Annotated in this window: 13 protein-coding genes and 2 pseudogenes; 6 read left to right on the top strand and 9 right to left on the bottom strand. The window is 45.0% G+C overall.

Annotated elements, in window-relative coordinates; genetic code table 11:
* Positions 1-101 precede the first annotated feature (101 nt).
* From Q7F15_RS07835 to Q7F15_RS07825, 3 genes are all read left to right on the top strand, one after another.
* On the top strand, positions 102-545 hold the full coding sequence (locus Q7F15_RS07835) for a YqxI family protein (RefSeq protein WP_304415346.1): 444 nt from the start codon (positions 102-104) through the stop codon (positions 543-545).
* A 20-nt stretch (positions 546-565) separates the two neighbouring features.
* Positions 566-943, top strand: a complete 378-nt coding sequence (locus Q7F15_RS07830) for a DUF1878 domain-containing protein (RefSeq protein WP_304415345.1) — start codon at positions 566-568, stop codon at positions 941-943.
* Between the two features lie 82 nt (positions 944-1,025).
* Entirely contained in the window at positions 1,026-2,489 is a 1,464-nt protein-coding gene (locus Q7F15_RS07825; protein WP_304415344.1) for an IS1182 family transposase, read from the top strand.
* Here Q7F15_RS07825 and Q7F15_RS07820 read toward each other — a convergent pair.
* From Q7F15_RS07820 to Q7F15_RS07795, 6 genes are all read right to left on the bottom strand, one after another.
* Positions 2,478-2,864: a hypothetical protein gene (locus Q7F15_RS07820; RefSeq protein ID WP_304415343.1), complete on the bottom strand. Its 387-nt coding sequence runs from the start codon at positions 2,862-2,864 to the stop codon at positions 2,478-2,480. The genes Q7F15_RS07825 and Q7F15_RS07820 overlap by 12 nt on opposite strands.
* Positions 2,865-2,880: 16 nt before the next feature.
* The gene (locus Q7F15_RS07815; RefSeq protein WP_304415342.1) at positions 2,881-3,798 is read right to left on the bottom strand and encodes a hypothetical protein; all 918 of its coding nucleotides are present in this window, start codon (positions 3,796-3,798) and stop codon (positions 2,881-2,883) included.
* A gap of 208 nt (positions 3,799-4,006) precedes the next feature.
* Positions 4,007-4,849 carry a hypothetical protein gene (locus tag Q7F15_RS07810; RefSeq protein ID WP_304415341.1) on the bottom strand — a complete coding sequence of 281 codons (843 nt, stop codon included), beginning with the start codon at positions 4,847-4,849 and terminating at the stop codon, positions 4,007-4,009.
* 278 nt (positions 4,850-5,127) lie between these two features.
* On the bottom strand, positions 5,128-5,964 hold the full coding sequence (locus tag Q7F15_RS07805; RefSeq protein WP_304415340.1) for a ThiF family adenylyltransferase: 837 nt from the start codon (positions 5,962-5,964) through the stop codon (positions 5,128-5,130).
* Positions 5,951-7,066, bottom strand: a complete 1,116-nt coding sequence (locus Q7F15_RS07800; protein ID WP_304415339.1) for a Mov34/MPN/PAD-1 family protein — start codon at positions 7,064-7,066, stop codon at positions 5,951-5,953. The genes Q7F15_RS07805 and Q7F15_RS07800 overlap by 14 nt, the downstream gene beginning before the upstream one ends.
* Before the next feature lie 68 nt (positions 7,067-7,134).
* Positions 7,135-7,671 (bottom strand): hypothetical protein, encoded by a 537-nt coding sequence (locus Q7F15_RS07795; RefSeq protein WP_304415338.1) that lies wholly within the window; start codon positions 7,669-7,671, stop codon positions 7,135-7,137.
* A 321-nt stretch (positions 7,672-7,992) separates the two neighbouring features.
* Between Q7F15_RS07795 and Q7F15_RS07790 the strand changes: the two genes are divergently transcribed.
* Entirely contained in the window at positions 7,993-8,400 is a 408-nt protein-coding gene (locus Q7F15_RS07790) for a helix-turn-helix domain-containing protein (protein ID WP_083989760.1), read from the top strand.
* 267 nt (positions 8,401-8,667) lie between these two features.
* Here the strand turns inward: Q7F15_RS07790 and Q7F15_RS07785 are convergent.
* A pseudogene (locus Q7F15_RS07785) lies at positions 8,668-9,175 on the bottom strand (SOS response-associated peptidase); the annotation flags it as partial.
* A 196-nt stretch (positions 9,176-9,371) separates the two neighbouring features.
* Positions 9,372-10,499, bottom strand: a complete 1,128-nt coding sequence (locus Q7F15_RS07780) for a 2-methylaconitate cis-trans isomerase PrpF family protein (protein WP_044897897.1) — start codon at positions 10,497-10,499, stop codon at positions 9,372-9,374.
* A gap of 136 nt (positions 10,500-10,635) precedes the next feature.
* Between Q7F15_RS07780 and Q7F15_RS07775 the strand changes: the two are divergent.
* Both Q7F15_RS07775 and Q7F15_RS07770 read left to right on the top strand, forming a co-directional pair.
* A pseudogene (locus tag Q7F15_RS07775) lies at positions 10,636-11,498 on the top strand (LysR family transcriptional regulator).
* 174 nt (positions 11,499-11,672) lie between these two features.
* A complete protein-coding gene (locus Q7F15_RS07770) occupies positions 11,673-12,983 on the top strand; it encodes a CitMHS family transporter (protein WP_035298233.1) in 1,311 nt (436 codons plus the stop codon).
* A gap of 80 nt (positions 12,984-13,063) precedes the next feature.
* On the opposite strand, the gene yyaC is transcribed toward Q7F15_RS07770, so the two are convergent.
* Positions 13,064-13,567 (bottom strand): spore protease YyaC, encoded by a 504-nt coding sequence (gene yyaC / locus Q7F15_RS07765; protein WP_035298231.1) that lies wholly within the window; start codon positions 13,565-13,567, stop codon positions 13,064-13,066.
* Positions 13,568-14,018 lie beyond the last annotated feature (451 nt).

Below are 14,018 nucleotides of genomic sequence, written 5' to 3'. Positions count from 1 at the left end.
AACATTTAACAAAAATAGTAAAATAGTCCAATTTACTGCTTAATTTTCCTATTGTTAGAATCTTGTTGTGATGAAAATACGAATTTGAGAGGAGTTTTACCATGTTGAAAAGGTCACTTTCTGTATTACTTTCCGCTACAATCTTTGTAACTGCCCTAGCAATCCCGGCTGCGGCCTCTGCTTCCCCCAGCAACACCGCTGCCACGAGTCAATCATCCATAGCAAGCCAAATTGAACAGAAAGCAATCGAGCCACAATGGAAAGGCAAAGTTACGCGTAAGACGTTGCTAGCTGCTGCCAGGAAGCTTGAAAATAGAAATTCCGTGATCTACGATATTGTTGAATACTTTACAGATAAGGACACGGTAGATGCATTTTATAAAAACATCGACCCTGTGGCCAAAAAACTCAGAGAAATGGCAGAGTTTACTGAAGTTGCCGAAAAATGGGTAGAAGATCAATTAACAGGCGCATTGCACGCTTCAGGGGTGCCTTACTCTATTTCTAGACACATTGCTTATGCCGTCTGTCAAGTATTATTATAAGTCCACAGGGAGGGATTTGATTGGAAGAAACTCTAGAGCAAAAAGTAGAACGTTTGGAGTGTTACATCGACCTACTCAGAGACTTTGCTGTCGATCAACACACGTTTCTGCTGAATAACTGGTTCATTTCACAGCGATTAGCACCGGAGCAGATTAGAAAAATCCAGAAAGCCTTATTTACCTTTAATCGAAAAATCAAGCTTGCAGAGCAAAATGGCGAAGAAATTCCGAGTTTTGGCCAATTTTGCAATGAGATAATACCGCTAATGAAACCGTGTCCTAACCCAGTAAATAAAGATGTAGTTATGCAAATGCTCCGATGCGCATGTAATTTAGGTTACCCATATTTGAAAAAGTATTATTTGGATCAAGGTACATCTCTTAATGAGGGGGATTAGCAGTGGAAGAGCGGGCTTTTTACCCGCTCTGCATTTTTTATAAGAATAAACATGACATTCAATGCTGTGTAGAGGTAGAAGCATGCTGAATAAGCAACAGGCCGAAGGCCGTTACCAGATTTCCGTAGTCTCGTTAGATGATTTTGTTCCGCAAGATCATCTTGTTCGAAAAATCGAAAATGCCATCGACTTTTCTTTTATCTACGACTTGGTGAAAGATCGGTACTCTCTCGACAACGGACGACCTATCATTGACCCTGTCGTCCTCATCAAAATGGTGCTCATCCAGTACCTGTTTAGAATCCGTTCCATGCGTCAAACCATCAAAGAGATCGAACCGAACATTGCTTATCGGGTGTTCCTTGGTTACGACTTTAAACCGATTCCCCACTTCACGACATTCGGGAAAAACTATGTACGGCGATTTCAAGGAACCAATCTGTTTGAAAAGATTTTTTCTCATATTCTCGAAGAGGCTTGCCATCACGGATTTGTCGATCCCTCAGTCTTGTATATTGATTCCACCCATGTAAAAGCCAGTGTGAACAAAAACAAATACATGAAACAACTTGTACGGGAAGAGCAGAAGAAGTATCAGGAACTTTTTGAAGAAGAATTGAACCAGGACCGCGTGGAGCATGGAAAGAAGCCATTGCCAAAAAAGACTGAAACAGCCTGGAAGGAGGTGAAACAAAGCTGTACCGACCCCGATAGTGGCTGGTTTGTCAAAAACGAAAAGGAGCAAACGTTTGCGTATTCGTTTCATGCAGCAAGTGACCAACATGGGTTTGTCGTCAGTGCCGTGGTGACGGCGGCTAACGTTCATGACAGTCAGGTCTTTTCGGATGTTTTCGAACATGCCGTGGGACGCGTAGGAAAACCGGACGCAATGGCAGTAGATGCCGGATATAAAACTCCTTACATTAGCAAGTATCTGTTGGAAGAAGGAATTCGCCCCGTGATGCCTTACACCCGTCCTCATACGAAGGAAGGGTTTTTTCGCAAGCATGAATACGTGTATGATGAATACTTTGATTGCTATATCTGTCCTGCCGGACAAGTTCTTACTTACGAAACCACCACGCGTGACGGCTACCGTATGTACCGTTCCACTCCAGGCGACTGCAACCATTGCCCATTCCGCTACCAGTGTACACAGAGCCGGGAGGCTGTGAGGCGAGTCAGTCGTCATATTTGGGCCGATTACCTGGACGAAGTGAAGCATCTGCGACATACCGAATTAAATAAACGCCTGTACACACGTAGAAAAGAAACCATTGAGTGTGTATTTGCGGATTTAAAGGAGAAGCATGGCTTGCGTTGGACCACTTTACGAGGACTGAAAAAAGTGACAATGCAAGCGATGCTTGTCTTTGCTTGTATGAATTTAAAAAAACTGGCCAATTGGCTATGGAAGTCAGGCAAAGGGAGGCAAAATGCCCTTCATTTCCGCTTCACCTTCAAATACATACAGGACAAACTCCCTCTACTGCCAATGGTAACGAGGGAGTTTGTCTGCAATCTGAGACCTACATCACAATCGTGAGGTAGGTCTTTTTACGATTTTCTTAATTTCTTCAAAGGGAAGGGAATACAAGATGATACATAAGCATCCTACAAACCCTGCCACACTGAGTGTTGTATCGTAATCATGATACTGATATTTGATCGCCATCAGCATAGATCCTGCCCAAAAAAGTGAGGGAAAAAGAAAAAAACACCATAGCAAACTCTTCTTTACTATTCTGATATAGAGAAGCATGATCAGGGTGGAAACTATAATGGTAAGCAGTGTACTCCTCATTTCATCAAATGAAATCCTTACTGGAATATCACTTGAGAGCAGCATTTCATAACTCCAAAGAAGCATAAACCAACCACAAAACAAACTACCGGCTACTATTTTTAACATTGTCTTCATTTCTGACCTCCAATGCTTATACAGTGTTGTTTGTCAGCACGGGAACTAGCGTCCATTTGCTCTCATCAGATAAGGTCTCAAGTTTAGCAATACCATGTTCAACTAATAACGTGATAACTTTCTTGCTAACTAACATATCCCGAATAACTGTTTTATTGTTGATAGGATAATATTCATAGGTAAAATTAAAATCATGCATAAATTGACTTATATTCTCATCATAACAATAGGGTACCTGTAAGTGCTCTACAACACCACATTCAGGGCATGTTTGCTGTTTGATGTGAGGATCATTACGTAATTGTTCGATTACAGTTTGGGGCGGCAAAATATTTGTGGGAATAATCTGAAAGGCTTTTTCCCCTGTTGTTTTTCCCTTATGAATTACCTCTCGTAATTCATACCCAGATAAATTCCACTCACTAAACTTATCCGCAAGTTCCTGGGAAATAACCAAATGTTCATCAACGAATACGATCGGATATTTTTTCATAACTGAAGTATTAAATGCTAATTCATTATTGTTAACTTTTTTATTTCTTAAACATCTTGTACAAAATGATGCAACTTCATCTTTTGATTTATTGGAAAGATATAATTGTGGTTTGTTACCTATTGAGGTGATGTTAAATAATTTAGCGTTTTTTATCTCGTCGTCAGTATATTTATATATATATCTAAATCCTCGAAAAGTAGGTGACATCAGTTTACGTCCTTTTGTTTTTTCATAAATCGCATTTAGATTTTCAACTATTGCTGTAATTAACTCAGTATCGTATGCTACTTCAAATTTATATTGGGCAAAAACATCATCTCTTATGATATCTGCTTCTGGTATTTCAAAATCTTGGATTAGACTATGAAGAATTTGATCGACTTTAAATTTAATTTTTAGATCATATACTTGAAAGGTAAAATAAACGTTTATCTTCATGCATCTACACCTCATGTTCTAACTAGGATGATCAAGATTATATCATAACTTCTGGAACCATTGGAGATTCTTGATAAAACGAAGTCCTGTTACTTTATTCTACATCAAATAAAACCCCCTCTTTACCAGAAGTTCCGTTTCGTATTGCCTTCTTGTAAAGAGGGATAAGAGTTTTTAATGAGATTCTATATATACTTAACGGATATACTTAACGGCGGACACTATGTTGTTTCTCACTAGCAAATTTAAACAAAAATTCGTAAACTTCATCATCAGTTTCTTTCCATAGATTGCGATACACTTTAATATGAGCATCCATTATCTCATCAGGAGTATACTTGTTATAGTTAGAGCCGTAAGGAATCTCTTTTCTCATTGCGCTTGTTATTGGATCGTGGTACTCCTTAGGTATTGCAATACATAACATATCGTCTTCATGGGTTCCCAATCTAGATGCAAAGCGTTTCTCAAATATATGATGTCGATGCCAACCATATGGTCTACCATCTTTAAGTTCATCATATGTTTTAACTCCAAGTTTTAGTGACTCTTTAAGTGTGTCACTATTTTTTATCATTCTTTTTACGCCACTTATGGCTGGTATCCCGGGAAAAATTACAGCGGCACCATCCATTACAACATAGAACCCATTCCAGAAAGTCGGTTCTGTAATGAACTCCACAAGAGATATAGTGAAGTTTCCGACATCAAAAATGGTATCTACAAAAAGCGGTTTTATTTCTCCATCTGAAGACAGGGCTTGAAAGTTCCTTAAATCCTTATCATTAACAGGCTTGATATTAATGTCCGTGACTTTTATTCCGTTATTAATACCTTGAAAAATAGTCTCGTCAAGTTTAGTTCCTTTTGTAAGGAACATTGTAATTGTTGTTTCTTTTCCATCATCAGATTGGATTGTCAATTCTGCAATTCTATCGATATTCTTTTGGTTAGGTTGAGTAGCTGCATTTACAGGGATGTTAACCGAAGTAAACAGTAATGCTATTGCAAAAAATAGACAAAGTACTCGATTAACAAGGCTTGATTTCACTTGCATTACCTCCCTACACAAAAGAAATTAGTAATCATGTGGACAAAGTGACACAGTTACATAATCTCACCCTCTTTATCCAGATTTTGGAGGTTTCCCACCCATCCATACTATACAAATTTTGGATCTGTATGTAAATAAATCATTTTGTGAATATTTTTTAAAAAATTGTGGCAAAACATCTATCTTGCCTAATTCCTCGTGTTCTTTTCAAAAAACATAAAAAAAGCGCCTCTGCTTATGCAAAGGCGACAGTACCATTCATGCCCTCATTCATACTATGAGCTAATCCTTTCTCCACGCATGTACATTTTCTTCGCGTGGAAGAACGTCACGTGTGTAGACAAGGTTCTCTCTCCAAACAATTCGTTCAAATAACCTGCCACCGCTTGCGCCGCGAACCTGTTGGTAATTAACCGCTGCGGCTCTGACGCGATCACCTGTGAGCAGGCCATTACAGAAGGAGCGATCTCGATCTCGTCCTCATCCTCCAATATGCCTGGAAAGCGGCTAGCCACCGGTTCCAGAACCGTTTTTCCGTTCAATCTCAATCCGGCTACTACTTGTCCGGTCCATCCGGTATTCGCGTGGCGCTGCTGCTCCTCCTCCGTCCACTCTTCACGTGGCCGGCCGTCACGAGGAACCCAGGCAGCTTCCACTCCCACATCGATGTAGAGCAACTTCTCTTGACTGAGAAAGTAACTGTGCATGACCTGGCGTGTGTAGTTGTTATCCACTGCGCCGATCAGAATTGGGAGAAAAAACGTGTCCCAACTGTAACACCCGCGATAATCCGTGAACTGAAACAACCGGTTTAACGTTCTCTCATCCTCAACGTACCGTTCATCGAACGCTGCGATCGGCACTTGATAATGGCTGCGGTACCGGTTAGCCAGTACCGCAGCTTTCTTCTGTCCGACATCCTTTGGTATAAAGAGTTGATTGGCCAAATTCTTTTGTTCTACCGTATCCGGATCGGCCACCAGGTAAAACCCCTGTACCTTGAATATATTCATCATTTGAGCGCATTGCTGCAGAATATATCCGCCATTTGCGCCTGCACCGATCTGAACGATATAGTAAAAGATCTTCTTCCGTTCGTTAAACCGTAACATCGTCTCCCGCTCCTTTCACGGTCACTTGAGGAAACTCCAGGGTCGTCGGAGACTCCAACGGTGATTCAAAGACGATATGGGGATTGATGATCAGATACTCCCCGTCCAGACACGTCCTCACCAGAATTTGCGGGAAGAAATCCAGCACCCTTCCCACAACCGCATAGAGGATCGGCGCCTGCTCAGATCGATCATCTTGGGAAGAAAAGTAGGCTTCCATCGTATGGTGAGAGTGGATTTCCATCACTTTCACAACGTTTTCCACGTAAGCTACTTGCTCAGTTGGTTCACACATGTCTCTGCTCACAATCTGTGCCGGAATCACCAGTTGGTACCCTTCTTCTCCCCAGTAAATCTCGCCATGAACCTCAGCGCCATATGTCCTGGCGAAGTGGCGAGCGACAACCAAAAACTGCGTCAGAATCCCCCAGGGAATCCTGGGGAATTTTAGACGCACACCTTCTACCAACGCCGGAACATTTGGAACCTTCCGGGCTTTTTTGCAGATCGTTAACGCTTCTGTTTCGCGGATATGGTACATATGACCATCAGCTCCGGGAAGGTACATGTTGGACCGGCGGTTTGCCACAGCATCCTCCAACTTCAGATAAACACCATGTCGGCGATCCAAGATCATGCCGCTTCCTTTCTTACGAGCGGTTAGAACAGGGATAATCATATTCTTTTCCTTAATGAATGTCATCGTTGTTAACTCTTCAGTTAGTTCGCCAAAGTCGTTCTCCATCCGTTTCCTCACGTCTTCACCCGTAATGTTCCTCATTTTCAGTGCTGCGTTGTCTTCTGTAGATTGTTCATCCGTTGAGGAGCTCTCTGGAAGACCATTTATGATTTCTTCCGGCGTAAAGTAATCGGTCAGAGGAATGTTCTCCCCGCCATACCGGATGATCGTCTCGGTGTTTAGTTCCCATGTTTCCGGTTCACTTTTCGTGACAGATGCAGCCGTTTTCTTTTGGTCCTTGGAAGCTACCCGTGATTTAGTGGCTGCCGTCGTCCTTTTGCCTTTTCCTGTGTCCTGGATGGCCTCCGGTTCCTCTTCTCCTAAAAAGCTGAACAAAGTTTCTTGATACAGTTTGTCAGTCATGTTTTCCATGCCTCCTCATGCATTCAATTCATAAAAAAAAGACTGTAGCTTTCGCCAAAGTCTTTGATCTACAGTTCTTGGCAGTATTGTCCAAACGTTTGTTGCTTGGATGTTAACCATTCCTCTGGAAAATCCTGTCCCTGCATGCGATTGTATAGCTCCCGTAAATCACTGATCCCGGATTCGTTCCGGTTTGTGTTGTAATAGCAGGTAGAACTGGGAGCCGCAAAAAAGACCTGGTGCAGAGTAGCAAGTTGAGCCAAGTCTTTGATAACCGGCAACGGATTTCCCCCCATACAAACCACACCATTCGATACATTCGCGTAAGGAAACTTGTATAGTTCGGTGTCCTCGCGAATCCTTCCCTTGTCCTTTACGGCTAAGATGTGCAGCTGTTGAATGCGACCATCCCGAATTCGGTACCCAAACAACATTCGCGGGAATCCCACTTGTTCAAAAGCGGTGTTGTAATAGGCGATGTCCCATTTTCCTTTCGGCACCTCGATAAATACCATCTGGATCTTCTGCGCTCGATTAATCCAAATGTGTTTGACACAGTTGACGGGTAAGGTAGGAGTCTCGACACGTATTGCTGGATTTTTCATCCGTTTCCTTCCGATGATTTTTCGTAGTCGTTTCCGTTTCTGAACCCCGAGGATTCTCATTGGTCTTACATTCTCCGATTCAGAATTTCGAATGGACTCGACAAAGTCATCAAAACTCATCACGTATTCGTCTACCTTTACACCCTCCGATGAGGTTACCTGGACAGTACAGTATGGTGTGTGCTGCGTAAAATCATCACTAAACTTCACAGTAAAATGCAGCATACCTCGCACCTCTGTTTCCTTTCAGGTATTGGGCATACACCAATAACCAAGCGTGAAGATAACAACCTAGAAATTTCGATTCACAGGAAGACTTCAATGTCTCCTGCATTGCCGGAAGATGACACACCCGGAGGACGTATCAGACGTACACGATTAGAGAAAAACATGTTACTTGTCGAGCTTGCTGCTGCAACCGGTCTTAGTGTCCGATCTCTTCGTCTGGCCGAACAGAACAAGTTAACAGTAAGCCCACCTAGCCTCAGAAAGTTGTCTGAGGCATTGGGGATGTCAATCGCTTACCTCGGTTGTTTTGAGAACCTTCCGGAACATACACTAGGCCAGCGGATCAAAAAGGCTCGACTGTATCATGGATATACCAAGAGAGAATTTGGAGAAATTCTTGGGTTGAGCCCGCGTATGATATTAGGATGGGAAAAAGATGAGTACCGGCCTTCCGAAAAATATATGAAGCGTCTTGATACATTCTTAGCTATTTTGCATTAACATCAAAGCCCCCCTCGGACGAGAAGAGCTTGATTCATTACTCGTACGCGATTCAATCCTGGTCTAAATCCTGCATTGCCTCGATACAGGGGACCCGTCCAGTTCCTCAATTACTTTTCCGTTTAGGTAGACATACTTCGTCTGATTCTCGTTCTCTACCTTCGTCGCGCGCAAACCGTCCCGAGTGGATGATCTTGACATCACTCCATACCTTCATTTCGGCACTCTGAGTGTCGAATCCTTAGACGAAAAGACAGGAGGTTGTGGCTACTGCCAAGCAACCTCCACAATGCATTCAGGGAAATCATTTTTCGGGCTTCCAACAATCATTGATACTGGATACGCTCGCATCTGACCGGCATCATATGGCACGAGCAGCGACTGCAGCAGATCGGCATCGTACTTTTCCCGGTCGAGCCAAATGCTTTCATCCTCCCGCCGTAGAATCACCGGCATCCGGTCGTGGATGTCTGCTACAACCTCGTTGGGCTGGGTGGTAATGATCGTGCAGGTGTGAAGTTTCTGGCCGTTGGGCGAAGTCCAGGTGTCAAAGAGGCCGGCGAAGGCAAAGGGTTCTCCGTCCCGCATGGTAATTCTCATCAGCTGTTTTCCCCGGTCCATCTGCTTCCACTCGTAGAAGCCGTCGGCAGGGATCATACAGCGCTTGCGTTCAAACAGCCGCCGAAATGCCGGCTTCTCCCGCAGTGTTTCGGCGCGCGCATTGATCATCTTGTAGCCGATTTTGTGCCCAAGAAGGAACCAGGCCCCAAAGCAACAGGCAATTCCTGATGCCCGTAACTTGCAACTCAGGTAGAGAAACTCCATGCCTTTCTCCCAGAAAAAACGGATCATAGCCCTTCACATCGTCCCCCTATCGAGTTGCATGTGCGCAAAGGGTGATTCGCATGATTCTTCTTTCTGGGCCCAGTTACGAATCCTCCGCCAAATAGTAACAGATTTTCTAACCCGATTTACGCGAAATGATAGGACTGTAAATAATTCCTTTTCGTATATACGTAGCCTTCCAATATCGTTCTCGCTGTACGCACGACTTTGATGGCGCTGATGTGACCTGCTACGAAATCCACTTTCGTCTCCATAATTCCTGCCGGGTGAGCCAGTCGAAACACTTCCTGCTTGATCTCGACCAGTTCGGATAGAATCGTGTCCGGCAGAAAAGCGGCCGCAGTTGTGCAGATCGCTCCGGTGATCGCCAACGCCTGATGCGGTTTTTGCATGGACATCATGCGAATTACAATGTCCATGTCAGCAGCTTTTCTTTCGCTCCCGGTAACGTCCGTGTAATCCGCCGGCGATGCGACGATGGTCATTTTCGGCACTGCCGGAGATTTTGCAGTCGCCTCTTTCCGGTCGGCAAACCTGCACATTTCAGCTGCGATCGAGCGAATCTCTTCCAGCTCTTTCAGTTTTTCAGGTGTATACTCGTCGGGGAGTTCCGTCCCTTTCAGTCCGATGTCGGCCGCCCGAACGAATACAAGTGGGTTAGCAACATCAACGATGGAGACCGGAATGAGACGATTTTTTGTTTTGATCATATCCACCGGGTTTCCCGTCGGAAAGAGCTTTCCCGTAACCGCTCCCTCAGCCTGCGTAAACGAGAGGTAAATCGGAGAGCCTGTACCGGGAACGCCCGGAATCGAGCAACTTCCATCCACTTTTACACGGCCGTTTTCGACCTCTACTTCGGCGATGATCAGCTTTTTCGTATTGGTGTTGAATATTCGTACAGTCGTGACCGGCTCTTTGATCGGAACCATCCCCTGCTCGATCGCATACGGACCGACCGCGGATGATATATTCCCGCAGTTTCCCTTGAAATCAACCATTTGATGATCGATGCTTACTTGTGCAAATGTGTATTCCACATCAAATTCAGGTGATTCCGCCTTTTTGATGATCGCCGCCTTGCTTGTCAGCGAATTGGCTCCGCCCAGACCGTCTATCTGGCGATGATCCGGGCTGCCCATGATGTCGAGTAGGAATTCCTCCCACAGCAACTTGTTTTTCGGCATATGCTCATAGTTCAAAAAAACAGCCTTGCTTGTACCGCCTCTCATGATCACGACTGGCACTTTCATCGGCATTCCCTCCTACCCTTTCTGATTGCGAATTCGGTAAACGTATCGTAAAATAAACGGAATCATAAGTGAAATACATATTTTATTTGGATTCTGACAAAAAAAATTTATAATCAGGAGCTGAGGTGTTGGAAGAATGGACGAAAAAGACTGGATCGCCATTCGCGTGTTGTATGAAGAGAAAAATATAAGCCGCGCTGCCGAGCGTTTGTACATCTCGCAGCCAGCCCTGACATACCGTCTGAAAAACCTGGAGAAGGAATTTGGCACACGCCTGTTTTTCAAAATCAAAAACGGGATTGAATTTACATCGGAAGGAATTTACCTGGCGGATTATGCCGAGGAAATGATCAAAAAGCTACAGAAGACAAAAGATTACATACTAAACATGCAGAAAGAAGTAAGAGGCACTTTGCGTCTCGGGGTTTCCAGCAACTTCGCTCAGTACAAGCTGCCGAAAATTTTAAAAAGTTTTCCGATCAGTTTCCTCACGTCCAGTTCAGCGTAAACACGGGATGGAGCACAGAAATCATGCATCTGTTGAACTCATCCAGCGTTCAGGTGGGGATCTTGCGGGGCAATTATGAATGGTACGGGATCAAAACGCTTTTGCACAGAGAACGTCTTTTTCTCATTTCGAAGGATGAGGTCGACTTGGACAATTTGCCGCAGCTTCCGTTTATCAACTACAAAACCGACAGCTCGCTAAAAAATCTGATCAACGGCTGGTGGCATGACCGCTTCTCCGATCCGCCGATGGTAACCATGGAAAACGACCGCCAGGAAACGTGCAAAGAAATGGTAAAACACGGACTTGGCGTCTCCATACTGCCGGAAATCTGTCTGCAGCCTTCAGACAATTTGCACACGTATGGCCTGTCTTATAAAAATGGGGAGCCTGTACTTAGAGATACATGGCTGATGTACAACCCGGATGTCCTTCGCTTGTCCACCGTCAAACATTTTGTCGACTTCCTAAACAAAGAGACGAGCATTTAACCGGCTGTAAACGCAGGACAAAAGTTTGCGTTTTAGTTATAAGTTTTTTTTTCGAAAACTGCAAAAAAATATGTATTTCCTTTATTTTTTCGTTTGCACTACCCTAGATGGTAACAGCACACAAATTTCAACAAGCAGATTTGTAAGCGATTGCTTGTTGGAGGAGGGGTTCATATTCTTACGTTACTCGGTATATCCATGGTGGTCGTCTTTACGTATCTTATTATGGCCAAACGGTTGTCTCCTGTCACCGCTCTCACAGTAGTCCCGATTCTCTTTGCGGTGATCGGCGGCTTCGGTTCGCAGCTTGGAGACATGATGCTGGCAGGATTAAAAACGGTTGCACCGTCTGCAGCGCTGCTCCTGTTTGCCATTTTGTTCTTTGGTGTCCTCATCGATGCGGGATTGTTTGACCCATTGATTCGGAAAATATTGAAGATTGCAAAAGGAGATCCGGTCAAGATCGCCATCGGTACAGCGGTATTGGCCCTCACCGTTGCACTGGATGGAGATGGCACAACCACTCATATGATTACGATCTCTGCGATGTTTCCGCTTTACAAGCGTTTGGGGATGAGACCGCTAGTGCTGGCTACGATTTCCCTGCTTTCGTTGAGCATTATGAGCGGAATGACACCCTGGGGCGGTCCCGCTACGAGAGCGATCACCGCACTGGGACTGGACGCCGGAGAATTTTTCATCCCGCTCCTGCCAACCATGTTTGGCGGAATTATCTGTGTGATCAGCATCGCGTATCTACTTGGCAAAAAAGAGCGTGAACGTATCGGTGTCATTGATATCGAACTCGACGGGCGGAATGAATCTTTCCTTTCCGAAGCTGCCGCTACCTACGCGTTGCAGGAAGATATCAAGCGCCCCAAGCTGGTATGGGTCAATTTGCTGTTGGTGCTTTCGGTTATGGTAATTCTCGTGTCCAGCCTTCTTCCGGTACCTGTTTTGTTCTTAATCGGGTTTGTGCTGGCATCGATGATCAATTACCCCAATCTGGATGAGCAGAAGGAGCGCGTGCTGTCCCATGCCGGAAACGCTCTCACCGTCGTTACACTTGTGTTTGCCGCCGGTATTTTCACAGGCATTTTTGAAGGAACGAAGATGGTAGACGCCATCGCCAATTCACTCGTTGCCATCATTCCGGAATCATTGGGTAACTTCTTCCCGCTCGTTGTCGCACTGACGAGCATGCCATTTACTTTCGTCTTATCCAACGACGCCTACTATTTCGGTGTCCTGCCGATTTTGGCTGAAGCCGCTTCCGCATATGGTATCGATCCTGTCGAAGTAGCGCGGGCCTCTGTGCTCGGGCAGCCAGTCCATTTTCTCAGCCCTCTCGTCGCTTCCACTCTACTGTTGGTCGGCATGGTCAAAACCGATCTGGGCGAATTTCAGCGATACGCGATCAAATGGGCACTCCTCTGTTCCCTCGTTATCATCGTGTTGGCTGTACTGACTGGAGCGATTATCTAACAAATCGGGTAAGATGGAGATAACTGCCGATCCTTTATCCCGCCATCTTCATGGCGCCATCCATAAACCAGGGTTGCTGCTTACCTCGCGCAGCCCTGGTTGTTTGTAACGTTTGTAATTGCTTGAACAATCGTTCTGGCCAGCTTCATCACTGTAAATAGACGGGTATCATTTAAAAACTGCGCTGCTGGCAGCGGATCGAGATAATTGACAACCCCGGTCAGGTGATAATCGCCCACTGCCGGAAGCACTTTTTGCAGGGCCCGCCCCGGAAGCAGCGGTCCCTCTTTCAACAAAACAGCTCCAACCTGCTCCCTTTCCCCCAGCCCGGCATCGATGCTGATGATGAACGGCTGCCGGAACTGCCGCTGGATCGTCTTCAATGTATGTTCCAGGTTAAAGGCATGAACCGGCTCCTCCAGCGTACCGTACACCTGGTACGCAATCCCGTTTTCTTTCAGCATCGTCCCGACCAACGGCCCCAATGCGTCGCCAATTGAGCGATCCGAGCCAACACATAAAAACACGATCTCCTTGTTTTCCCTTGTGGCCCGCTGAATCAGATCGGACAAAATTGAAGACATGACATCTATTTCCTGATGGTAGGTCCGTTCATTGTCATGCACCCAACAGAGCACTTTTTGTTTTACCTCTGGTTCTTTTCTGCCGAAAAAACCCATGCTTTTCCCCCTTGGCTTCGGTGCTTCCATAGCATTTATTATAAACGAAGGGAGGTTTCGGGATATGGAAATAATTTTTGCGAGCTATACCTCGAATTTCGAAGTCGTTTGCAGTACTTTTCAGGGAGTAGAAGAACGGCTGTGGCATCATATATACCATTCTCCAAACGGAAATCGCCTTTGCAGCTTTGTCCTCTTACCTTTCCACTGTTTGTTGCTACAACAATTGTGCCGTCTCAAGATCAGGAGCATCCAATATCGCACGAACGCGGGTATACAATTCCTTCTGCAGTTGTTGGGCGTGGCATCTAGGATAATCCGCACAAAATGAGTCTGACACAGTTGCCACGAATGA

Origin of the sequence: Brevibacillus aydinogluensis, assembly GCF_961514395.1 — a bacterium.
GTDB lineage: Bacteria > Bacillota > Bacilli > Brevibacillales > Brevibacillaceae > Brevibacillus > Brevibacillus aydinogluensis.
The sequence above is the reverse complement of the archived record's forward strand: the minus strand, read 5'-3'. Positions and strand labels throughout refer to the sequence as shown.